Here is a 23,514-nt window from a genome sequence, read left to right as displayed (position 1 = left end):
TTTTTTGAAACGTTTCCGTTTTATTTTTCAATTAATTGGTAACGTTTCCAATTAATTGGTTTTAAGATATCATTGAAATCACTTTCTGTCAACCTATCTCAAAAAAATCGTTATAAACCGGTTTTTTACTCTTTAGTCGTCTCTCCAGCGTGAAAGAAAACCGGTACTACCACACGCTTAGGCGGTTCTTCATTTAAAATCATCGCCATGAGTGTTTCTACTGAAACCTTGGCCATTTCCTCTATCGGCTGTACAATCGTTGATAGTAAATAGTCTTTTTGCAACGATAGCTTGACTCCATCAAAACCAATAATTTGAAAATCCTTAGGTGCTTCCTTCCCTAGTTTTTTTTGGGCTTTTATCACATCCAAAGCCATGAAATCATTGATGGTAAAAATGCTATCAATTTCAGGATTATCCGAAAAAAAAGCGAGCAATTGTTCCTCTAAATTGCTAATTGGTTCAGGCATATCCAATACCTTCACAGCTATTTTATTTTCCTCACAAATATTGTAAAAACCAGCTTTACGATTGTTTGTTTCGTTAGGGTAAGGTGAAACACCCCCAACATAGCACAAGTTTTTACAGTTACGAGTAAGTAGTTCTTGAGCGGCAATTTGCCCACCTAAATAATTATCTGCCGTTACATAAGAAACCTGTTCCGAAAAATGGCGGTCTATACTGACAAATGGTAAATTTGATGATACATATTTATCAATGTCTGAATAGGTAATACCTATAATTCCGTCTACTTTACTCTGCTTGACCATTTGGATATATTCTTTTTCTTTTTCCGCACTGCCGTTCGCATTACACAAAAAAAGCTTATAATTTTTTTGGCTGAGAGCTTCCTCTACATAGTAGGCAAACTCGGAAAAGAAGGGATGCCAAATCGTAGGTAAAATAAGAGCTATTGTATTGCTACTATTCGTTTTCATACCTCTGGCATATTCATCAGGCTCATAATTAAGCTCACTAATTGCAGCCATTACTTTTTCTTTGGTAACCTCTTTCACCTTTACTCCATTTATTACTCTAGATACCGTACCCACACCAACTCCTGCTAACGCAGCAACATCCTTCATAGTAGTTTTCACTTCACGAACAACTCCTCTCAAAAGAATTTCAGGTATTATTATACCAAAAGAAGGAAACGATTCCAAATTAGCAGGAATATTTTTATTTTAAAATAGATATTAGACGTGAAGCTTTTCGTAAAAAAATTTTCGTATTCAGATTTACCGGATTGACTCTGTCGCCAATATAGGCCGGCATACTTTGTCAATTTTATTTCATCAGAAAAACGTTCAATTGGACCAATTTCAGCGAGTATTCCAGCAGCCTAAACAGGACCAATACCTGGGATACTGGTTAAACATTGATACTCCGGTAGCACCACGACTAAGTCGTCAATGGCTTTATCTAAGTCTTTAATTAATTTTTCAAGATTGGGGTACATGGAACATAGAAACGAAAATGCACGGTAGTGAAAAATTAAAAACACAAGAATCGTTGATTTATTAGTATTCTTGTGTTTTCAATTTTATACATTCAAAAATAGTATCTGGAACATCCGTGCGAAAATGCACGGTAGGAACCAAAAGACGAACATTCTCAATAATTCTCTATATTTAACGGACGTAGTATTCCATTCGATAATTCTTTTTCATAGCGGAAACTATATTTGCCAACAAAATTAATGTGATCACTAATTAATGGAAATTGCTTGCGTAACACTTCTTCGGAACAGTCGAACCCTTCCGTTTTAATTTGTTCAAAGACTTTTTCTAAATATAGTGAATTCCAATATATGATAGCATTAGTTACTAATCCTAATGCGTTGAGCTGTTCCTCCATACCGTCGTAATAAGTTTGATAAAGTTTGCCTTTTCTACCATAAAATATATTTCGACATAGAGCATGACGAGCTTCACCTTTATTTAACTGTTCCGAGCTAGGCTCTCCTAAATAAACACCAAAAGAATTTTTATTGCGCTTAATTTCATTCATTCAAAACCTCCAAAGTAAATTATAAGTAGACTTAAAATTTATTTTTAAAAATGCTATGATAACAGTAAAACTACAAGTAAATTTTACATGTAAATTATATCATTTTTTAAAAGGAGTTTTTATGGCAAAAATTGGATATATTAGAGTGTCTTCACAAGATCAAAATTTAGATCGACAATTGGCAATGATGGAAGACCTTAACATTGATAAATTATTCCAAGAAAAAGCCAGTGGTAAAGATATCCAGCGACCTGAGTTTCAAAAATTACTAAATTATATCCGAGAAGGTGATTGTGTCATTGTTGCATCACTGGATCGCCTAGGCAGAGATTATGAAGACATAAAAAATACAGTTACCTTTATGAAACAGAAAAAAGTAGCATTAAAAATACTAGATGCACAGTTTTTAGATTTTAATACTGGAAATGAACTCCTAGATACTGCTATGTTCGATATGTTTTTATCATTGCTAAGTTATATTGCACAAAACGAACGTGAGAAAATCCGTGAACGTCAGCGGCAAGGAGTATTATTGGCCAAAAAAGCTGGTCGATATAAGGGGCGACCAATTGAATATTCTGAGAACTCAACAGATCCGCAAAAACGATTAGTCTTTAAAACTGTGGTGGACATGTTAAATCAAGGAGTTCCAGTTGCAGAAATTGCCAAAGAAAATGGTCTCTCTCGACCAACCATATATAAAATAAAGAAAGCGAATGATTTGTAGAATTTATACTATATTCATTCGCTTTTCTACCGTGCATTTTCGTTTCTATGTTCCATGTACCCCATATTCTCTATGAAGGAGTTTCAATGTCATATTCTTTTTCATTAGTTCTTTATGAACATATTCCCAGTCTACAGGAAGGTAACCTCGTGCTGTTGTTTGTTTTTCCGGAAAAAGATATTCCTACAGCCAAGTATCGCTCATATCAGCGGTTAGTTCAGTCACCCCCTTCCTGTCTGCTCGAGAAGTAACTTCTCGAATCGTATGTCTGGAGCTTCCCACAGTTAAACTAATCGTTCGTTGAGAAATACCGGAAAAATAAAGCTCCAAAATTTTTCGATAGTGAACCAATAAAATAACATTCTGTATAAGTTGTCATACCGAAAGGTATGCCTTTCTATTATACAGAAGGTTATTCATCTATTAAATATGAAAGTGGAGCAGTTTGTTGCCCTGGATGGAGCTATCTATTGCCTTGAGTGGAGCAGTTATTCACCTCACTGGAGCTATTTATCTGCAATACTCAACTTGTTTAAATTTTTTTTCAGTAACTAATAGGAGTCAATGGCAATACGTACATCCATGTATTCTAAAGTGGTACAAACAAGGGGATTATCCATCGGTTTTCTTTCAAACGAGCTTAGAGTTGCCCTGAGCCAACTAATAAATAGCAAAACAAGCGAACCGAGAGAAGGCTTCGCTTGTTTCTGATCAATTCTGTTTAATTTTATCTAGGATCTCAAAGGTATCTATATCTAACTGGCACAGCCAAAGTAAGTATTTCTTTTCCTTATATGTCTAGTCAACAGTGGGGTAGGAGGTGATCAAATTATTGTATCTTGCTCTTTGTTCACTTGATGCTAGCTGCCAGCGTTTCTCAAATATTTTTTCTTCTTCCATTATCGATCCCCCAAAAAGAGCGCTGCCTGAAACTTCAATAACGGGCAGCGCAAGTCTAATTATGCAGATCTATGTATAGCATAACAAACAAATATGAAAAAACTTAGAAGGTAGTAGAAGTTCTGGCGTCTTTTGCTTTGCTTTCGTTCTTAATGTGTTTCATTCTAGAATATCTCAAAATAAAAACTATGCGTGGTGTTCTCATATTAATTACTTGTTTTTTTCTCTTTTAAGTACATTAATACTTCATATTCCTCAACATGCTTACTTACAAAAGCATTATAAAATGAAGTACCTAAAACCATAGCAATCAATGTTAATATAGAATAGCTGACAATACCCCAGTCTCCAGAAAACATTTCAGGAAACACTGCTTGTGGAAGACCTAGTATTAGAAATGAAATATAACAGATCATAACTACATTTAATAAGTTTTTATTCCTATCTGTCACTTTTCTTTTTAAATGTCTTAATTGTCAAATTAAGTTAGACAGATCATCAATACTTACGTAACTCAAAAATACTTCCAAAGGTGTTCGATAATCCAGTGATTTTCTAGGAATATTATTTCGTTTAGATGCGACAGATTGAATAAAAAATTCATCTACTGAATTGAAATCCATAGATTTCAATAAACCATCTCTACGTAACAATCCGTTAGAATTCTCGTTTAGGCCTCTTTGAGACGGCGTTCCTGGATCAGCGAAATAAATGGCAATATCATTGACATTACTGATCTGTTTCCAATTTGAAAATTCCTTTCCACAATCAAAAGTGATGGATTTGAATAGGTTTTTCGGTACAGATTCAAACCATTGATTTAATTTTTTTTCAATATCAATCGCTTGTCTACCACACGGTTTCAATGTGATGATAACTTTTGATAATCGTTCAACTAAGGTAATTACAGCACTTTTATGTTTCAGACCTACGATAGTGTCACCTTCAAGGTGACCAAACTCATTTGAGAATTGGCTATAATCCTTTTCACGTTCATGAATAGAGCGGCGGAAAGTTTGTTTTCCACGTCTTTCTTGATGTCCATTCGGTTTACGCTTGCCTTTCATCGGTAAGTCAGAAGAATCAAATAGCCCCTTTTTGAACATACGATAAATGGTACGAGCAGAACAACTAATAGGAAACGCTGCACGACCAACAATCACATCGGGTGTCCATCCTTGAACAACCTTTCTTTGAATATATTCTGATTGTTCCTCGGGTAAAACAAGCGGACGTCTACCACAGTTTGATTTGTTTTTCTTATACTGTTGATAATATTCTAAGGCTGATTTTCCTTGCTTGAAGAACAGATATACTTTATGGATCGTTTGTCTTGAACGATTCAAGCAATGGGCAGTTTTAGCAACAGATTGATTCATTTTGAAATAAGACTCTATTATTACAAGTTCATCCGTTGTAAGATGGGTATAGGTCATTTGTACTCACTCCTTATAATTCTTTGGTCGGAACTATTTTGAGTGTAGCACAAATGACTTTTTTAGTTGTCTAGCTTAATTTTACAATCGGCGATGGCAAAAATTTCAATCTTTAAATGGCGAAAAACAAAGAGCGTGAGACCCTATCCTTATCTCACGCTCTTTGTCTATTTTTCTAACAAATCAAGTATTTCTTGAGGAGAATCAATAATTATATCTACACTTTGAAAATTTTCTATATTTTTGGCTCCCCATTTAGCTAAACCAAATGCTATCCCACAAGCTTTCGCACTTTGCATGTCATATAATGAATCACCAATATAAATCGTTTCTTATTTTTTATGCCCAATTCATCAATTGCCTTTTGTATGGGGTCCGGAAAAGGTTTATGCAACTTAGTATCTGAAGCTGTAATTTGTATATCAAAATATAGATTTAACCCGTGGTGCTAGTTAATTTTTTCCTAGAGGAAAATGTCTAAACATGTTGGTAAATCAACAAAAAAACGCATATAGTAGTCTCAAAACTCCCAAGAAATGGGCTCTATAATTTATGGGACTGATGAATCAGAATTGATTCTTCAGCCCCATTTTCATTTTAGGTATTAAAAAACATATCGTTCTCTAGTATGATTAAATCACCACAAAATAAACAACTGAGAGGACGATACGCTATATGAATGATTCTATCAAAAAAATGCTGAGAATAACAGAGAAAGATTTGATGATTACAGAGGTCTCTTACGAGACCCTTCAGAAGAAAAAGACGTTGGTCGTCGATGCTGTTCTCTCGCCTACTCCTCGTGCTTGTAGAAGTTGTGGTTCTACTGTGGTAGATGGAAACGGGAAAGCAATTATAGTGAAAAATGGAAAAAAGGAAACGATTGTCCGTTTTGAACAATACAATCATATGCCTTTGGTTATGCGCCTAAAAAAGCAACGCTATACCTGTAAAAACTGTCGCACCCATTGGACGGCTCAAAGTTATTTTGTCCAACCCAGACATTCAATCGCAAATCATGTTAGATATAAAATTGCTTCTTTACTGACTGAAAAAGTATCTTTATCTTTTATTGCGAAAAGCTGTCAGGTATCTTTGACCACCGTTATTCGTACATTGAAAGAGTTTAAAAGCTATTTACCAAAGCAATCTAAGAAGATCCTCCCCAGAGTATTGATGGTTGACGAATTTCGTTCGCATGCTTCCATAGAAGATAAGATGAGCTTTATTTGCGCGGATGGCGAAACAGGAAAATTAATAGATGTTTTGCCTACGCGTAAATTACCTCGATTAACAAGCTATTTCTTAGGTTGTACCAATCCAGAAGAAGTAGAATTCTTGGTGACAGACATGAACGCCGCCTACTTCCAGCTCACCAAACGTGTTCTGCCAAATGCGAAAGTCGTGATTGATCGGTTTCATATTGTCAAACACATGAATCAAGCGTTCAATGAGTTGCGTATCCGTGAAATGAATGAACTTCGTAAAGCCGGACAGAAAAGCCAGGCAGAAAAACTGAAAAAGAACTGGCGCTTTTTGCTAAAAAATCGTGCAAACATCAACCATTATGAATACAAAACATGGAAAAGTTTCCGAGCACCAAAATACCCATTTCTTACTGAAGCAATGATGATTGATCGATTGCTTGAGTTTTCTCCGCCCCTAAAGGAGGCGTATCCCTTTTTTCATGAATTAGTTGAAGCCTTTCGAGACAAAGACCCTGACTTATTTTTCTCCTTATTGGCAGAACTTCCCGAAACGTTAGATGACAGCTTTCGGGAAAAGCTTCAAAACCTTCTGACCTATGAAGAAGGCATCACCAACGCAATGATCTATCCTTATTCCAATGGAAAAATAGAAGCGAAGAATACCCACATAAAGACAATGAAACGAGTATCCTACGGATTTAAATCATTTGAGAACATGAGAATTAGAATCTTTTTGATCAATCAATTAATCAATGTAAGATAACAAAAAATCTGAGCCAGAATGTGGTTCATTCTGACTCAGATTTGATTTTGCACAACTCATCAGTCCTTATTGACAAAGAGCCAAGAAATGAGGACTACATATGCGTTCATCAAAATATACTGAACATTATACAGATACTTTTATAACATTCAAGGAAATTATGAGAACTGTTTCTAACATATACCACAATTGTGTACCAGATAAGATTAAAAACCGAAGAAATACTGATCAACTGAAGCAACGCGATACAGTGATTATTGCTTGTGTTATATGGGGCATAATTAATGGCTATACTAGCCAAAGAGCCACGTATAGAGCGGTTTGTTCCGTCTTATTTCCTAATGGTGACTTTCCTAGTAGGAGTCGATTCACTCGCTTAAGTTCAAACTTAGCTTACACTATCAAGATTATTCGATACTTTTTCATCAAGAAGCTCACCAAAGGTGAACTAGTCGGAATTATAGATAGTTTTCCTAGTCCATTATGTAAACCAGTTAGAAATAGACAAGCAAAACTATTGAATCAAATAGCCAAAGTTGGCTATAACTCAACAAAAAAATCTTATTTTTATGGTCTTAAAATTCATATGATCGTTACTAAGACTGGCTTTCCGATTACTTACTCAATCACGAATCCAGGTGTCCATGACGTGAAAGTGTTAGAGACTTTATCGGAAGAAGCGAATCTTCCCAATATCCTAGGGGACAAAGGATATATTAGCCATAAAATCCATGAAAAGCTTGCCCTTATGGGCATTACTATATCCATTCCGCCACGTAAAAACATGGATAAATCAGAAAAACTAGACCACAGCTTACTTGGAAAACAAAGAAAAACAGTTGGGACTGTTTTTTCTTCCTTAGAAAAATTAGGTTGTCAAAATTTCAACTCACGTTCTGTTAAAGGGCTAGAGAGTAGATTTGAAAGCATATTACTGGCTTACAGTGTTCTATTAAGTCGAGCACAACGACGTTTTGAAGGAACTTTGAGATATTCTTTAGGATATTAAAATTAACTAGCACCACGGGTATCTATTAAGAAGATCCTAGGTTATCTTAGATTATCTGCTAATCTTTGTATTTCCAGTAGTATCCTCCAGCATGTTTTTGAACTCCATTTGCAGCATCCCTAATACTTTTTGAGTTAACGCCAACTTCTTTTACAGCAGAAGCTATAGTATCGAATTCTTTTATTATTGTTCCATCATCAGTCATTTGAATAATCTGTCTTCCACGCTTCTTGCTAGGCTCACTAATCGCATCCTCTTTTTTGTTCGCTTTTAGAAAATCAGATTTTTCCTTAGCTATCCGCTCTGCCTCTTGTTTAGCAAATAATAGCTTAATTGCCTTATCCCTACGAGCCTCTAAAGTACCAACATCGTGCCGTGTTTTACGCATAATTCCTTCATCAAGAATGAGAATTTCATTATCGTAATCCTTAATTTTTCGATAAGCTTTAGCATAAGAATCATATAGCGCAGGAGCATCATAGCCGTTATATCGAGCTTTATCAAAAAGTGCAATAGCTTCATCTACTTTGCCATTTTTCCTAGCAGTTTCTCCACGTTCCCAATATGGATAACCTGCATCAAATCCTTTCTCCCAATTCCCTATATTTCGTATCTTGTTTAATGAAACTCGATTATGCAACCCGTTAATAATTACATCTTCTCTAGATATCACTTTTTCAATATTTAGGTTAACTTCAGTCTCATCATATCCACGATTTTTTGCATCGAATAATAACTCTTTCATCGCTGATTTTGAAATAGATTTCAGCATACTAAGGCTTTGCTCTGCTTCTTTTTTAGTGTAATTACTAACACTCATATATTCATTCATAGAATTATAACAATCGCTATAAGCACTGAAAATATAATTTGAAAGAGGCGTTAAGTCAAAGGGGCTACGAAAATAGACTCGCACATTTGTTGTACCGCCTTCACTTACAGTACAAGGTTCTATAGGTAAATCAATTCCATTTGTAGCATCTTTTCTAATAATGATGTAATTTCCCTTCTTAGCAAACTTAAACTTTAAGAATGTATATAGACAAGTTACATCGACATAATTATTACTGTTTTTTCGATACCTGATCCAACTGGTGTCGCATCCTTTTTTCTCAATAATATCTTGAATAAAAGCACAAGCTTCAAGTTCTTTTATGTCTGGAGTCATCTTTTCTATTTGCTTTTTTTGTTCTTCCAACGACTCCTCAATAATATCTAAAACACCCCAAAAAATCTTTCCGCATATATCTGCATCTGATTCCGCTCTATGGGCAGTGTCATTTATTAATCCGAAATATTCCGCTACAGTCTCTTGCTTATGATTTACAATGCCTTTTATATGTTTTCTAGAGAGACTCAGAGTATCAACATACTTAATTTTAGCATCATACCCAAGTCTAGAAAATGTGTTACTTAAAAATCCAAAATCGAAACTTGCATTGTGTGCACACATAGTGATTTTTCCATCTAGTGCATCTCCTAAAAATTCTACCAACTGGGGGTAAACTTCCTGCTCATTTGGAGCAGAGTTTAGCATTTCATTAGTTATATTATTTATTGCCGAAGCTGAGGCTGCAATTCTAACTTTTGGATTGACAAGAGTTCCGAATGATTGAATTGGAACTCCTTCTTTAAATAGCACCGCACCAATCTCTACAATTCTATCTGAAGAAGAATTTAGGCCAGTTGTTTCCACATCAAAAGCGATAAAAGTTTTACGAAACTCATCTACATTTGATATGTCCACTTCCAATTTTTCAGCAAAAACTTTACCAGTACGAAATAGACTAGAAGCCAGTTGATAATCAACGTGTTTACTAACCTTTCCTTGTTTTTTCTTTAGAAAATCAAATAATCCCACTATTATTTCCTCCCCCATTAATTTTATCCAGAATCACTTTTACGATGCCTTTTTCTTATATTCTACCTATTCGCATACCACAAGAAGTGATCTAACTTTCTTCTTCTAAAAGGAATATGTATATTATTTTCATCAAGTAGTTTTCCAACACATTCGTTAAATGCCTCGTAATCAAAACTTCTTCGCCACGTATCAATCTTATTCGTAGTTAGTCCTTGGATATAGTGTGGAAGAGTATTTTTAACGATACCATCAAAGATGGAGTAATCATCTCTCCCACACACTTCCACATTATGATATGTACAGTACTTGGATGCAAATGAGAACATATTAACTGCACCAATGTTCCTTGCGATAATATTTATCAACTGAGGATCTCCTTTTGCCAACCGATCATCAAAATTTGGAATCTCCAGAATTACTTTAGCCAAATCATATAGAGACAACCTGCTCTTATATTGAGAAAGATGTGTTGAATTTGTTACATCAATTACCGCAATCTTCATCGCAATAGTATTTAAATCATTATGAAGAGGAAATGCATTCAAAACATCATGTATTATTAGACCTTCTTTCCCATAATTAGAGCTTGCACCTACAAACTTATGCTGTTTCTCAATATTTTCTTCAGTTAAAGATAAGTATTTTTGTTTATGGATTGTTTCACTTATAGTTTTTTCTTTACTTGAATCAAGCTTAAGAACCTTGTCAATGCACCAATATGTTGTTGCTCCTTTTATTGGGGAAATATCATTCTGCTTAAGATATTCTTTTAATAAACTCAGTTGTTTTCCTTCTGGAATAGTACCAGATTTCGTTTCTATGATATGAGGTTGTGGTTTGGAAGTACCTTCATTAGCAGCAAATACAGCATACTCAACATCATTTATTGTTATGATTTTCAATACAAATTACACCTCCTAATTACCTATCTTTATTTCATTGCCATCAGGCAATATAAAAGCCTGCACAAACTTGACACCTAGCACATCAGCAATCGCTTTCAACTCATCTAAGGTTACCGTTTCTCGTTGTAATTTCTTATTGAAATTCTGTGGAGTCTGTCCAATACGTCTAGCAAGTTCGGAAACACTTATATTCATTTGCTCACACAGTTCTTTAATCATTTCTGCCGTAGTCATACAGCACCTCCAAGTTTACGCTAAGAATATTATAAATCATTTGGTTTATAATAACAATAGTTATTAAAATATTATTATAATCAGCAAGCAAAAGAAAACCCACGACTCTACTGTAGAATCATGGGCTATTTACTTCTGGTTTTCATATTTCCATTTCGATGCCAGATTTGAAGGATATGACGAAGTGTTCTTCATAGACTGTAACGCTCTGGATTATCTTCCTTACAAGCTTATCATCGTACTCTAAGGTACGGAATTTGTTCTTGCGGATAAATTCAATCAGCTCATTGATTCGCTCGTTCTCGCCACTGAGGGAGGCATCTTCTACTAAAAGGAGCTGTCGCTTGTCTCTCAGCTCATCAATCTCATCTGCTAGATGTTCATAATCTTGACCCTTATTAGCCAGCTTGATGAGTTCTTTGGTTCTGTTGCAAAGTTTTAAATCTACTATCAAATAAGGTAGAATAATAGAAAAAGATAGCAGGAGGAATGACGATGAATCATTTTAAAGGAAAGCAATTTCAGCAGGATGTGATTATTGTAGCCGTGGGCTACTATCTTCGTTATAACCTTAGCTATCGTGAAGTTCAAGAAATCTTATATGATCGTGGCATTAACGTTTCTCATGCGACGATTTATCGTTGGGTGCAAGAATATGGCAAACTACTCTATCAAATTTGGAAAAAGAAAAATAAAAAATCCTTTTATTCATGGAAAATGGATGAAACGTACATCAAAATTAAAGGAAAATGGCATTATTTGTATCGAGCCATCGATGCAGATGGTTTAACCTTGGATATTTGGTTACGTAAAAAACGGGACACACAAGCAGCCTATGCTTTTCTTAAGCGGTTAGTGAAGCAGTTTGATGAACCGAAGGTTGTAGTCACAGATAAAGCCCCCTCTATTACAAGTGCCTTTAAGAAACTAAAAGAATACGGCTTTTATCAAGGGACAGAACATCGTACCATTAAATACCTGAATAATTTGATTGAACAAGACCATCGTCCAGTAAAGAGACGCAATAAATTCTATCGAAGTTTACGCACTGCCTCTACCACGATTAAAGGCATGGAAGCCATCCGAGGATTATATAAGAAAACCCGAAAAGAAGGCACTCTCTTCGGGTTTTCGGTCTGTACTGAAATCAAGGTATTATTGGGAATCCCAGCTTAAATCATAGATACCGTAAGGGACTTTATTCTTTATTTAAAACTTTGCAACAGAACCTTTTTATTTTACAGAAGCACTCGAAACTGCATCTACTGCAGTTTCATCGTGTGTGCTGGCGCTGGTTACTGCATCTGTTTTTCCACCATGAACAGATGCACTTGAAACCGCATCTTCATTTCCAACAAGTTGTTGACCCGTTTGTTGTAAATACCACTCAATGATTGGTTTGAAATCAAGAATGTATTCATTGATTCCAGCATACTCTCCATTTTCATCATGCATTGCTTGGTAATTATGCACAATATATTTTTCTGGCACTTGTTTTGGTACATGAACACGTACCGCATCTGTTGCTCCGCTTCGCAGTTGTTGAATTACCCACTCTACATTTTTATACGATTTTTCTGGGTGACAGTTGGCTAATGGATTCCCTACCTGACCGGGCACACGAGCAGCTAACATCTCTTTCGCTTCTTGGCGCAAATTATAATATAAAAATTGGTTATTATTATCTGCAAAAGTTAATTCCATCGGCATCGAATCTAAAAAGTAATTGATTTGATCCACTGTCAATAACCCACGATTTAATTTGACGTAAGTATTTCCAGAAACGGCACCGACTGCTTCAGAAGCTTTTTCCAACCAATGATCATCTGACATATCAACATCGGGTATTGTCGTAGCAATTGTTCCTGTCGCATGCAAATCTTCTGGTGGAAGCTTTTTAGGCCCTGCTAAGGTAGACACGACTTTAATGAATTTTACAAAACTTGCTAATGTACTGCCTAAAAAGTCAACAGTTCGTGGATCAATCAAGCGATCTTCTTGGTCAAATGCTTCTTTTGCTTTTCCCAATAAAAATTCATTTCCGGGCATCACTAATGCATTCACGCCTGGTGCGTCCAAAATTTGGCGCAAGTGTAATTGCGCGCGTGAAGTTCCTTGATCGTAGTAAGAAGCACCCACAACCATTACAGGTTTATTTTCAAGTGGATGGATTTTAAATGATAGCCATTCAAGTGCACTTTTCAATCCTGCTGGAACCGTATGATTGTGTTCTGGCGTAGCAATAATTACCCCATCAGCCATTAAGATTTTGCGATTTAGCTGTTGAATAGCAGGACTATTTGTTTGATCATCATCTTGATTGAACAGAGGTAAATCTTTGATTTCAATGATTTCTAAATTAAATAGTTCATGATATTGTTTTTGGATAAATGTTAATAATTTACGGTTATATGAAAGTTCAGCTGCTGATCCGACGATACCTATTAATTTCATCTTTGTTTGCTCCCCTCGATTAAATCGTTTCCCATGAAAAGCTTTCGGCTTCACGTTTATTTGCTTGGTGCGCATGTTGCAATTGACTAGTGATTGTGACAAAGAGTAAGAAATCTTTGAATAGTTCACGTAATTTTGCGACTTGTTCTTCATCAATGAGTCGTCCTTGCTCATCAAAGGCTTGGAGTGAATGACCCAATAAAAATTCTGAGCTTGGCATAATTCGTGCCTTTAACTCTGGTGAATCCAATATTTGGCGCAAATGTGCTTGTGCGCGTGAAGAACCTAACGTGCCATAAGACGCTCCGGTAATCATCACTGGTTTATCCACAAACGGAAAAATACCATATGAAAGCCAATTTAATGCGTTAATCAATGAAGCAGGAACCGCATGGTCATACTCTGGTGTGCTGATGATTACGCCATCTGCTTGTTCAATTTTTCCAGCAATTTCTTTAACAACATTTGGTAGTTCTGTGTTTTCAGGTTTGTTAAATAGTGGCAGCTCCTTGATTTCGACAATTTCGATTTCTGCCTCATTTACAAAATAATTTTTCATAAACTGTAATAATTCACGGTTTGTTGACCGCGTTGAATTTGTTCCTACTAATCCAATAAATTTCATCTTCATTCTCTTTCCTTTCTAACATCGATTTCTGACTGTTCGCACGTACTAAATTTTTTCAAATCCTTTTGTATACAAGAATTGATTCTCTTTTGTTACAACTGCTCCCTCGATACCCGGCTGTTCTTCAAGCGCTTTCAACACTTCTAAAGAAGATGCTCCAAATAAACGTGTAGTCCAGATTTCTCCATCTACAGAAGAATCAGACAAAATCGTCAGGCTTGCTACGTCATTTTTAACTGGAAAGCCAGTTTTCGGATCAATGATGTGATGATACACTGACGAACCATTTTGTAGATAACGTTCGTAGATTCCAGAGGTAACTAAAGATTGGTTGTTTAGTTTAACCACCGCAAGCGACTCTTCACGTGAACCTTTAGGATTTCGCAAACCAATACGCCAAGCACCATCCGAACGTCTTGGTGATTCACCAAAAACAACGATATTTCCTCCTAAGTTAACTAAAGCAAACGCTGCATTTCGCTCTCGGCAATGTGTAATTAATTTATCTGCAATGTAACCTTTTGCTAACGCCCCCAAGTCAATCATCATTCCTGGTTTGGTTAAAAAAACGGTTTTCATTTTTTCATCTAATTGAATTTGGTGTGGATCCGTTAGCAGAAGTAACTCAGTTATCTCTGCTTTTGTTGGAACCAATGCATCTTCAAATCCAATGTGCCATTTTTGTACAACCGGACCAATAGCAATATTCAGATAACTATTTCTTGCACAACTATGTGCTTTTCCTAATTTGATGAGCTCAAAAAGTTCAGGATGTACAATCACAGCTTGTCGTCCAGCAGCTTGATTGATGGCCATTAATTCAGAAGTTGCATCATGTGCGCTGAAGCGATGTTCATAAACGTGCAACCATTCGCCTAACTCTGCTAGTAATCGACTAGGCTCTTCATGCCCAACTTGTAATGTAATTGTTGTCCCCATCATTTGCCAGATTTTCGTTTCTTCGATCACCTGATTCATTTTGTACCTTCTTTACTTGAACTACGGATTACATGAGTAATTAGTTTTTATTTTTGTTACTGTTTTCACAACCAGATGATACGCCTGCTAGATTTATTTGTCAACCGATTTTATATATTTTTTTATATAATAAGGTAATTTTAATATAAAATTTTATATTGTAAAAAAACAAATAAGGGAAACAAACAACACATTTTTGTGTGTTGCTTATTTCCCTCTAACTATCGTTTTCTATTTGATGGTTAACCTACTTAAAATAAATACTGCAACGACAAACGGAGATCAAGCATGCTTTGTAACGTATTTTACGATAATTACGACTTTATTTTATTACTCTATCTTGCTGCCATACCCGTCTATCCCTAATCATCTTTGGTGAATTTTTTCAAAGTTAGCATAACAAAAATAAGTATTTTTTCCTTAGTTAATCAATAGTATCATTTTTTTCATATGATTTAATTCATCAATTAATTTTTTGTTTTTATTAATTTTAGCAAAAGCTAGTGCATCTTGAATCAATTCGAGCACTTCTGCCTTCGACTTATTTTTAGCCTGTGCGTTCTTCGCTAATTGGGCAGCAGCTCGTGCTAAGTAATAAGTCAAATGGTTATCCGAACAAATATCGATTGCGTAATTTAGTAGTGCATCACTTGTTTCCAAATCACCGTCTTGCGCAAAAAAAACACCACAATGAAAGACGATATTTAACACCCGCCAGATATCTTCTGTTGTACGAATCGGATACGTATAAATTTTTTCAAACACTCGATTGAAATAAACTTCTGCTTTTTCCAACTCTTTTTCTCTAGCATAGACCATTCCAATACCTGTATATGCCAATAAACGAAACAACGTGTTGGCTGTTTCTGCCATCAACAACTGATCAAAATGGAACAACACATCCGTAATTGGTGCATTCGTAAAAATCATTTCAAATCCTTTTAGATAGTAGTAACGTGCAATCAGCTCAGACTCGTCAATTACCTTGGGATCAATGGCTGCTAAAATCTGTGTCAATTGTTCATATTCACTCGTAATCAGTGAAAACTCTGCTTTTTCTAGCTGTTCATCAAGTTGTGTATTGATCACGTTCATCGAAGAAAAAAGTTCAACTAACGGAAGATTGATTCGATTACATAATTTGATTAAAATTTTTAACGAAGGGACTTGACCATTGTTCTCAAATTTACTTAATGTTGCTTGTGTACAAATTCCTTCAGACACTTCTTTTTGAGATAAGTTGGCAGCCTTTCTTGCCGTAATAAATTTTTCAATGTTCATTATTTTCTCTCCAATCAGACCTCACACGAAAATCATTTCTGTCTCGATTTTAGCATGTTTTCTTTGGGAATGCTTTAGGTTCTGTTGCAAAGTTTTAAATAAAGAATAAAGTCCCTTACGGTATCTATGATTTAAGCTTGGATTCCCAATAATACCTTGATTTCAGTACAGACCGAAAACCCGAAGAGAGTGCCTTCTTTTCGGGTTTTCTTATATAATCCTCGGATGGCTTCCATGCCTTTAATCGTGGTAGAGGCAGTGCGTAAACTTCGATAGAATTTATTGCGTCTCTTTACTGGACGATGGTCTTGTTCAATCAAATTATTCAGGTATTTAATGGTACGATGTTCTGTCCCTTGATAAAAGCCGTATTCTTTTAGTTTCTTAAAGGCACTTGTAATAGAGGGGGCTTTATCTGTGACTACAACCTTCGGTTCATCAAACTGCTTCACTAACCGCTTAAGAAAAGCATAGGCTGCTTGTGTGTCCCGTTTTTTACGTAACCAAATATCCAAGGTTAAACCATCTGCATCGATGGCTCGATACAAATAATGCCATTTTCCTTTAATTTTGATGTACGTTTCATCCATTTTCCATGAATAAAAGGATTTTTTATTTTTCTTTTTCCAAATTTGATAGAGTAGTTTGCCATATTCTTACACCCAACGATAAATCGTCGTATGAGAAACGTTAATGCCACGATCATATAAGATTTCTCGAACTTCACGATAGCTAAGGTTATAACGAAGATAGTAGCCCACGGCTACAATAATCACATCCTGCTGAAATTGCTTTCCTTTAAAATGATTCATCGTCATTCCTCCTGCTATCTTTTTCTATTATTCTACCTTATTTGATAGTAGATTTAAAACTTTGCAACAGAACCAGTAAAAGCATCTATGAAAAAATGCGGAGCACCTCCCCAAAGTTCAACAGAAGAAATACCAATTTTCTGTTGATAAGCGAAAAATTCTTTGAGAGAATAAAATAAATAGTGGATATTCATTCCTGCTAATTGATTTATTTTAATCATAACTATTGCCTCCTATTAATGGATGATTAAGACTAAAAGAGTGTAGCAATGTATAACAAAACAGCAGAAACAAGGGTTAAGATGGCAAATATTTTGAAGCCAACCTTAAACCATTTAGAGAAATTAATCTCTGCGATGGCTAATCCTGCCAGTAATACACCACTAGTTGGGGAGATAATATTCATTAAACCATTTCCAAACTGGTTACTTAGAACAACAACATCACGACTTACATTCATTAGATCACCCAATGGTGCCATAACCGGCATCGTTAATGCCGCAGCTCCTGAGGAGGATGGAACAAAAAAGGAAACAATTACTTGAGAAATGAGTAGAATCGTAGTGAACAGGAATTTTGGAAGACCACCTAAAAGGTTAGCCAAGCTGTTTAGAATAGTGTCAATAATCATTCCACCTTCCAAGATTACCAAGACTCCTCTAGCTAGCCCAATGATTACAGCAGCATAGGCGAAATCTGAACAGCCTTCGACAAAAGCTTCAGCAATTTCCTTTTGAGAAAATCTAGCGATGCCCCCAGCAAAAAGACCTAATCCTAAGAATAGTGCAGAAATTTCAACCATATACCATCCCTTGGAAATGATACCCCAAATCATGATTCCTAAACCTACGATAAAACCGGCGATAATTAGTTTATCTTGTGTTGAAAACTCTTTTTCAGTGTCAAAATTTTGAAACTTATGCTTAACCTTTAAATCACTCTCATAAACAATAGAGGACAGTGGATTCTTTTTGACTCTGCTAGCATAAAGCATGGTGAAAACAATTGAAATCCCAGTAATGACAATCCAGGATAGCATCCGAAACCAAAGCAGGGGATTTCCGTAAACGCCAGCTACTCCCTGTGCGATTAAAACGTTGAAGGGATTAATCGTCGACCCAACATATCCCGCTTGTGTACTTAAAAATAGAATCAAGATCGCAGTCATGGAATCATAGCCAAGAGAAAACATCAGAGAAATAAACACCGCAAATAAGGGAATGACTTCCTCGCTCATGCCAAAGGTTGATCCTCCTAAGCTGAATAGAATCATCGACATCGGAATAACTAAGATCCCCTTGTCTCCCAGAACTTTTGCTAAGGTAAACAGCCCTCGATCGATGGCTCCCGTTTTTAGGATAATCCCGAAGGCACCACCAACGATGAGAACAAAAGCAACAACCTCAACAGCTGAAATAATCCCTTCAGCTGGTGCCATTAGTATAGAGGAAAAACCTTGTCCATAATCTGCCTTATCGATTTGGTGATAGGTTCCCGGAACAACCGTTGTTTTTTCCATACCTGCGACGTTTTCAACAACTGTCTCAAACTGACCACTAGGAATTATCCAAGTTAAAATTGCAGCCAAAATAATTAAGATAAAAATCAATGTATAACTATGTGGGAAGGTGAATTTTCTTTTCATTGTTTCCATTTTTTAACCTCTCTTTAATTCGTTTTATAACGTTATATCGAAAAGCATTATTTCTTGTAAACTAAGTCACCATCAAGATAGGTAGCGATAACTTCCGCAGCCATCACTTTTTGCCAGTCATCAGTACAGAGGTCCTCGCTGAAAACAGCTAAGCTGGCGCTTTTCCCTACTTTTATTTCTCCGTACTCCGATAAACCATTTACTTTGAAGCTGTTGCTTGTAAAACTTTTCAGCAGCTCGGTTGTCGTGAAGCTTGTTTCTTTCTCCCAGACTTCTTCTCCTTCAGGAAAACGACGGAATACTGCTCTTATAATCGATTCAGGAATATCAGTAATAAACAGCGGTAAATCTGTACCGCTAGTGACTGTTACACCACTTTCCTCTAATCGACAATAATTAAAGAAGTCCTCTGTGGAAACATTTTTTGATTACGTCCATATAATTGTGTAAAAGTGAAGCATCAAAAAAGCCATTGATCTCAGTTAGGAGTACAATGTTTTTTGCAGAAAACATACTCGAATAGGACTGATATCAATGACTCAAGTACATTTTACTTTTGAAAGCGAAGAAATTCAAGCAATTATAAACGAAAGCGGTGCGAATGATACCGCAAAAACACTTATGACTATCATGTTTAATCAGCTGATGGAAGAACAACGAAATCAATATATTCAGGCAAATGCCTATGAACGTTCAGAAGAACGGCAATCACAAAGAAATGGTTACTACGATCGTTCGTTTACAACTCGAATTGGTACGTTAGAACTTCATGTTCCACGAACCAGAGACGGTAAGTTTAGTCCTACTATCTTTGAAAGATATCAGCGAAGCGAAAAAGCTTTGATCGCTGCCATGATTGAAATGGTCATTTCTGGTGTCTCCACTCGCAAAGTAACTAAAACAGTTGAACTGCTAACGGATGGTGCGACTGTTTCTAAATCATTCGTTTCAAATCTGATGAAACAGTTGGATCCATTTGTTTTTGAGTGGAGAAACCGGAGCCTAGAAGGCTCGGAATATCCATTTTTCATGTGTGATGCCCTGTATATGAAAGTAAGGGAAAATCATCGTATTGTCTCAAAAGGTGTATATATTGGTATCGGCATTGATTCTGATGGACGACGTACGATTCTTGGTTTTGATGTTCAAGACGGCGAATCGGAAGATAATTGGGATACCGTTTTTCAATCGTTCGTTCAACGAGGTTTGTTCGGTGTAAAACTGGTCATTTCTGATGCACACAAAGGGTTAGTTAAGGCTGTTCGCAAGAACTTTTTAGGTGCGAGCTGGCAAAGATGCCAAGCCCACTTTTTGAGAAATATTTTTGATAAGCTGCCAAAGAAAGTTTCTTCTGATGTAAAAGACGAGTTGAAGAGTATCTTTAAAGCCTCTGAACTTGAATTGACACGTGAAAGAAAAGAGCACTTCTTGGAAAAATATGGTTGTGATTCAAAATTAAGTGCTGCTTGCGACATTTTAGAAAACGGCTTTGAAGATGCTATTCAAATTTTGTCTTTTCCTGAAAATATCCGCCGAAGGATTCGTACAACCAATGTGTTGGAACGGTTGAACGAAGAGATTCGCCGGAGAGAACGAGTGATTCGGATTTTTCCAAATATCAATTCCATCACTCGGATAATTGGAACACTTTTGATGGAAAAAGACACTGAGTGGCTGGCTTCTCCACGAAAATATTTAGAATTTAATTCGAATAACATTTAGCACCATGAACCTGTGCGAGTCTCTTCTTTCTGAGGAGAGACATCAAGAGTCGCTGCGCTACTGCTCCTGACCTCTCTCCTCAGAAAGAAAGGCATGGCAGTTAGGTTCACAACGCAAAACATTGTGCTTTTGATGAGGTTGAACTTTTACACAAGATTGTGGACTTGACTCATTTTTTATAACAGTTGACATGTAAGCCTCTTCTAACGTTTGATTCAAGCCGAGAATTTGTGGATATACCTCTGCTACTACTTGTCCTTCGTTCATTTTTTCTGCTGTCTTTTGAGTAACCATTTCCAAATCACTAATCGAATTAAAAACGCCTTCAGGTAACCGCTTTCCAAATTCGACAAGAATTGACGCAGCTTTATAACCCGCTTTATCTCCTTCCGTTGTCAAACAGCAAGGAATCTCTACTTCATTGAATGCAGCAACTTCTGCTTTAATTGCCTCATAGTCAATCTCGGGTGAAGCTACTCCTGACTGATAAACACCGTAAATATCTCCACTTCTATCCGCAACAACACCATCTACCATGATCTTCACTCCACCAAAGCGGACCTTTTCAGGGAAAACTTTTTCCTTATACTCATATAGAAGTTCATGCTGTAGAGGTTCTTGGACTGCCTGCACATATAGGTTACTAAGTATTTTCCTCTGAGGTATATTAGAAAGAAATTCTGCGTCATCAAAAACGATTTCTTTCATTGATATAACACCTTTTGAAAGCAGTAATGCTTCAAATTCAGCGTAAACCTCTGCTAAAAGCTTTTTGTTTGCTAGCATTTCCTTAATTAATAATACTCGACTTTCAGCACTGGTTTCTTTTTCTGTAAAACCATAAGTCTGCTTAGCAATAGCATTCATCCAACAATGGCTGCGATTTTTGTCGATCGCTGTGATTGGACCAAAGTGGTTTATTTCATTCAATAGCTCTTCTGATGGGTCAGTTTTCCACAGGGCAGCATCCCAGCCATGAGCATAAATTGGTTCATCTGCTTTTTTATGGTTCATTACAGCTTTAATACGCTCTACAGCCTCGTTAGCTGAAGATGTATCGCTTAAATCTATGCCAGCATTCATAGCCAAATAACCACTGAAAAATACATGATTATCATGAATTGCTGGCATAACGAATTGATCATCATAAGCAATTAATTCCGTGTTTTCATTTAATAGATCACTGTAATTCCAGTTGTTTTCCACCTTTTCAATGATCCCTTCATTGATTACAATATAACCTTTGAAAGGTGGCTGCTCTCCATCAAAAATCATTTTTGACCGCAATATTTGCTTCATAAATAAAATCTACTCCTTGAAATCCAAACAGGAAATCATAAGTAAAAACGATATACTTCTCCCAGGTAATATTGATTACCTACATGAATTGGTATGTTGTTTTGATCGTTGATTAAAGTATCCATAAAGAAAAAGGGCGTCCCAACAGCTACTTCCATTATTTTGGCAATTTGGTCATCAGCTGTGACAATTTCAAGTGCAGTTTCCCCAGGATTGATGGCTAAGGTACCTTGGACTTTAAGTACTTCATACAAAGAATCAGTCAGCTCTTCCTCCATTAAGAAACTATATCTTTCATAAGAAAAATAATTGTTTTCTAACATAATGGGGATGTTATCCGCCATTCGCTTTCTCTGGATATATAAAACATCATCACCTTGAGCGATATCGAGTTTTTTTGCCATCCCTTCAGTTGCTGGAATGATCTTGCGTTCCAAAACAATGCTAGTCGGTGTAAAACCATTAGATTTACAACTCTCACTGAAACCCATAATATATTCAATTTTACGAAAAACTTTATGCCGGTTGACAAAAGTTCCTTTCCCTTGTTTTTTAAGTAGGTACCCTTCTTCTACCAGTTCTTCTACTGCTTTTCTCACTGTGATTCGGCTGACCTCATAACTTTCTATCAGCTCTGATTCAGCGGGAATTTTCGTATTCTCGGGATACTCCCCTGTATTGATTTTATTTTTTAATATTTCTTTTAATTGTAAGTACAATGGTAATTGTGCATTTGTATCCAGCATTTTTTTAACCTCCACTTTACCGGGATTTCTTTCTTTAGGTTATCAAATGCAGGAATTTAAAACAAGCTCAATCGTAATGAATACCAAAGCCGAACGAACCGTCAACCAGACAAGACTTCCCAGCAAATTCATTCCCCTTTTTCATCGCGGTGACTATATCGTCCCCTTCGAGAAAATAAAGTAGGAAAGCTGTTAAGAAAGAAGCTCCCGCTGCCATTGTATCAACTGGTTCTTCTAGCACGGGGTTCACTTCATAAAACTTTGCTCCATCATAACCAATAGCCGTTTTTTCTCCTCGGGTTGCAATCAATACATCATTTCGCTCACAAAAATGCTTCATCAAAAACTGCTTTACTTCTTCATCGGAAAAGTCTTCTATAGAAAAGAAGCCAAAATCAACTTTATCAATTGCCCGCTGAACCTCTTCTTCCGTAAAGTCGTCAGAAAAATCATAAGAAATCTTTCCAGAAACATTTTGTAACTCTTCTAATAGATGATTGACATGGCTATATAATCCCATATGAATCAATTCAAACTGGTTTAAATATTCTCTGTCTTCTTCAGTAAGCTGAATCGGGTATTCACGAGTAACACCTCCCGAATTGCTGCCAAGGAAAATCCGGTCGCCCTCATCAATCTTCACTCTGGCACAGCCATTCTCGCCTTTTTCAAAGCGAGAGTGACTGTTGTCCAGTCCTATTTCTTTTATTGCTGATAAAACATGAGCTGCCTCCTCATCTGAGCCAAAAACTCCCATAAAGCTACTTTCATGTCCCAGTTTTTTTGCAAAAACTGCAAAATTCAATGAATTTCCTCCAGGATACATAATTCCCAGATTTTCATATTTATCGACGACGTTATCACCTAAGCCTAATACCTTCATT

General features: G+C 36.3%; 22 protein-coding genes and 6 pseudogenes. 5 read left to right on the top strand and 23 right to left on the bottom strand.

Annotation, left to right across the window (positions count from 1 at the left end; genetic code table 11):
* Positions 1–125: 125 nt before the first annotated feature.
* The 3 genes and pseudogenes from ACIFUW_RS14390 to ACIFUW_RS14380 all read right to left on the bottom strand — a co-directional run.
* Entirely contained in the window at positions 126–1,097 is a 972-nt protein-coding gene (locus ACIFUW_RS14390; RefSeq protein WP_010729506.1) for a LacI family DNA-binding transcriptional regulator, read from the bottom strand.
* A gap of 125 nt (positions 1,098–1,222) precedes the next feature.
* Positions 1,223–1,381, bottom strand: a pseudogene (locus ACIFUW_RS14385) (transposase); the annotation flags it as partial.
* A gap of 233 nt (positions 1,382–1,614) precedes the next feature.
* A pseudogene (locus tag ACIFUW_RS14380) lies at positions 1,615–1,950 on the bottom strand (Tn3 family transposase); the annotation flags it as partial.
* Positions 1,951–2,131: 181 nt separating this feature from the next.
* On the opposite strand from ACIFUW_RS14380, the gene ACIFUW_RS14375 reads away from it, so the two are divergent.
* On the top strand, positions 2,132–2,737 hold the full coding sequence (locus tag ACIFUW_RS14375) for a recombinase family protein (RefSeq protein WP_002313084.1): 606 nt from the start codon (positions 2,132–2,134) through the stop codon (positions 2,735–2,737).
* A 711-nt stretch (positions 2,738–3,448) separates the two neighbouring features.
* Here the strand turns inward: ACIFUW_RS14375 and ACIFUW_RS14370 are convergent.
* The 5 genes and pseudogenes from ACIFUW_RS14370 to ACIFUW_RS14350 all read right to left on the bottom strand — a co-directional run bounded on the left by ACIFUW_RS14370 (position 3,449) and on the right by ACIFUW_RS14350 (position 5,467).
* Positions 3,449–3,637, bottom strand: a pseudogene (locus ACIFUW_RS14370) (hypothetical protein).
* A gap of 206 nt (positions 3,638–3,843) precedes the next feature.
* A complete protein-coding gene (locus ACIFUW_RS14365; RefSeq protein WP_224459554.1) occupies positions 3,844–3,996 on the bottom strand; it encodes a hypothetical protein in 153 nt (50 codons plus the stop codon).
* Positions 3,997–4,113: 117 nt separating this feature from the next.
* Positions 4,114–5,073: an IS30 family transposase gene (locus ACIFUW_RS14360; RefSeq protein WP_002301399.1), complete on the bottom strand. Its 960-nt coding sequence runs from the start codon at positions 5,071–5,073 to the stop codon at positions 4,114–4,116.
* A gap of 167 nt (positions 5,074–5,240) precedes the next feature.
* On the bottom strand, positions 5,241–5,372 hold the full coding sequence (locus ACIFUW_RS14355; RefSeq protein ID WP_002348863.1) for a hypothetical protein: 132 nt from the start codon (positions 5,370–5,372) through the stop codon (positions 5,241–5,243).
* Positions 5,345–5,467 carry a hypothetical protein gene (locus tag ACIFUW_RS14350; protein ID WP_228780300.1) on the bottom strand — a complete coding sequence of 41 codons (123 nt, stop codon included), beginning with the start codon at positions 5,465–5,467 and terminating at the stop codon, positions 5,345–5,347. The genes ACIFUW_RS14355 and ACIFUW_RS14350 overlap by 28 nt, the downstream gene beginning before the upstream one ends.
* Before the next feature lie 281 nt (positions 5,468–5,748).
* Between ACIFUW_RS14350 and ACIFUW_RS14345 the strand changes: the two genes are divergently transcribed.
* Both ACIFUW_RS14345 and ACIFUW_RS14340 read left to right on the top strand, forming a co-directional pair.
* Positions 5,749–7,044 (top strand): ISL3-like element ISEfa11 family transposase, encoded by a 1,296-nt coding sequence (locus tag ACIFUW_RS14345; protein ID WP_002297218.1) that lies wholly within the window; start codon positions 5,749–5,751, stop codon positions 7,042–7,044.
* A 100-nt stretch (positions 7,045–7,144) separates the two neighbouring features.
* On the top strand, positions 7,145–8,053 hold the full coding sequence (locus ACIFUW_RS14340) for an IS982-like element ISEfm1 family transposase (protein WP_010729754.1): 909 nt from the start codon (positions 7,145–7,147) through the stop codon (positions 8,051–8,053).
* A 58-nt stretch (positions 8,054–8,111) separates the two neighbouring features.
* Here the strand turns inward: ACIFUW_RS14340 and ACIFUW_RS14335 are convergent, their stop codons facing one another.
* The 4 genes and pseudogenes from ACIFUW_RS14335 to ACIFUW_RS14320 form a co-directional block, all read right to left on the bottom strand.
* A complete protein-coding gene (locus ACIFUW_RS14335; RefSeq protein WP_010729753.1) occupies positions 8,112–9,914 on the bottom strand; it encodes an exonuclease domain-containing protein in 1,803 nt (600 codons plus the stop codon).
* Positions 9,915–9,976: 62 nt separating this feature from the next.
* On the bottom strand, positions 9,977–10,819 hold the full coding sequence (locus ACIFUW_RS14330; protein WP_002342384.1) for a hypothetical protein: 843 nt from the start codon (positions 10,817–10,819) through the stop codon (positions 9,977–9,979).
* 15 nt (positions 10,820–10,834) lie between these two features.
* Positions 10,835–11,056, bottom strand: coding sequence for a helix-turn-helix domain-containing protein (locus tag ACIFUW_RS14325; protein WP_002331328.1), 222 nt, complete (start codon positions 11,054–11,056; stop codon positions 10,835–10,837).
* A 142-nt stretch (positions 11,057–11,198) separates the two neighbouring features.
* Positions 11,199–11,483: pseudogene (locus tag ACIFUW_RS14320) on the bottom strand (site-specific recombinase); the annotation flags it as partial.
* A 68-nt stretch (positions 11,484–11,551) separates the two neighbouring features.
* On the opposite strand from ACIFUW_RS14320, the gene ACIFUW_RS14315 reads away from it, so the two are divergent.
* Positions 11,552–12,232, top strand: a complete 681-nt coding sequence (locus tag ACIFUW_RS14315) for an IS6-like element IS1216 family transposase (protein WP_002336713.1) — start codon at positions 11,552–11,554, stop codon at positions 12,230–12,232.
* A gap of 57 nt (positions 12,233–12,289) precedes the next feature.
* Here the strand turns inward: ACIFUW_RS14315 and ACIFUW_RS14310 are convergent, their stop codons facing one another.
* The 8 genes and pseudogenes from ACIFUW_RS14310 to ACIFUW_RS14275 form a co-directional block, all read right to left on the bottom strand.
* Positions 12,290–13,510, bottom strand: coding sequence for an NAD(P)H-dependent oxidoreductase (locus ACIFUW_RS14310; RefSeq protein ID WP_002339142.1), 1,221 nt, complete (start codon positions 13,508–13,510; stop codon positions 12,290–12,292).
* A gap of 19 nt (positions 13,511–13,529) precedes the next feature.
* Positions 13,530–14,135, bottom strand: a complete 606-nt coding sequence (locus ACIFUW_RS14305; protein ID WP_016922376.1) for an NADPH-dependent FMN reductase — start codon at positions 14,133–14,135, stop codon at positions 13,530–13,532.
* Positions 14,136–14,183: 48 nt separating this feature from the next.
* Positions 14,184–15,116, bottom strand: coding sequence for an FAD:protein FMN transferase (locus ACIFUW_RS14300; protein WP_002350224.1), 933 nt, complete (start codon positions 15,114–15,116; stop codon positions 14,184–14,186).
* A gap of 420 nt (positions 15,117–15,536) precedes the next feature.
* On the bottom strand, positions 15,537–16,397 hold the full coding sequence (locus ACIFUW_RS14295) for a helix-turn-helix domain-containing protein (RefSeq protein ID WP_002350223.1): 861 nt from the start codon (positions 16,395–16,397) through the stop codon (positions 15,537–15,539).
* A gap of 131 nt (positions 16,398–16,528) precedes the next feature.
* Positions 16,529–17,209: pseudogene (locus ACIFUW_RS14290) on the bottom strand (IS6-like element IS1216 family transposase).
* 53 nt (positions 17,210–17,262) lie between these two features.
* Complete coding sequence (locus ACIFUW_RS14285) at positions 17,263–17,430, bottom strand: hypothetical protein (protein ID WP_002322961.1); 168 nt, start codon at positions 17,428–17,430, stop codon at positions 17,263–17,265.
* Positions 17,431–17,462: 32 nt separating this feature from the next.
* Positions 17,463–18,863 carry a YfcC family protein gene (locus ACIFUW_RS14280; protein WP_002298077.1) on the bottom strand — a complete coding sequence of 467 codons (1,401 nt, stop codon included), beginning with the start codon at positions 18,861–18,863 and terminating at the stop codon, positions 17,463–17,465.
* Positions 18,864–18,910: 47 nt separating this feature from the next.
* A pseudogene (locus ACIFUW_RS14275) lies at positions 18,911–19,240 on the bottom strand (amidohydrolase family protein); the annotation flags it as partial.
* 157 nt (positions 19,241–19,397) lie between these two features.
* Between ACIFUW_RS14275 and ACIFUW_RS14270 the strand changes: the two are divergent.
* Entirely contained in the window at positions 19,398–20,585 is a 1,188-nt protein-coding gene (locus ACIFUW_RS14270; RefSeq protein ID WP_002296840.1) for an IS256-like element IS16 family transposase, read from the top strand.
* A gap of 57 nt (positions 20,586–20,642) precedes the next feature.
* Here the strand turns inward: ACIFUW_RS14270 and ACIFUW_RS14265 are convergent, their stop codons facing one another.
* From ACIFUW_RS14265 to ACIFUW_RS14255, 3 genes are all read right to left on the bottom strand, one after another.
* Positions 20,643–21,884, bottom strand: coding sequence for an amidohydrolase family protein (locus ACIFUW_RS14265; RefSeq protein ID WP_002288620.1), 1,242 nt, complete (start codon positions 21,882–21,884; stop codon positions 20,643–20,645).
* A 35-nt stretch (positions 21,885–21,919) separates the two neighbouring features.
* Positions 21,920–22,630: a GntR family transcriptional regulator gene (locus tag ACIFUW_RS14260; RefSeq protein WP_010729750.1), complete on the bottom strand. Its 711-nt coding sequence runs from the start codon at positions 22,628–22,630 to the stop codon at positions 21,920–21,922.
* A gap of 67 nt (positions 22,631–22,697) precedes the next feature.
* The gene (locus ACIFUW_RS14255) at positions 22,698–23,513 is read right to left on the bottom strand and encodes a fructoselysine 6-kinase (RefSeq protein WP_085803950.1); all 816 of its coding nucleotides are present in this window, start codon (positions 23,511–23,513) and stop codon (positions 22,698–22,700) included.
* Position 23,514 lies beyond the last annotated feature (1 nt).

The sequence above is a fragment of the Enterococcus sp. PLH-Efm8 genome (genome assembly GCF_053011625.1).
The sequence above is the reverse complement of the archived record's forward strand: the minus strand, read 5'-3'. Positions and strand labels throughout refer to the sequence as shown.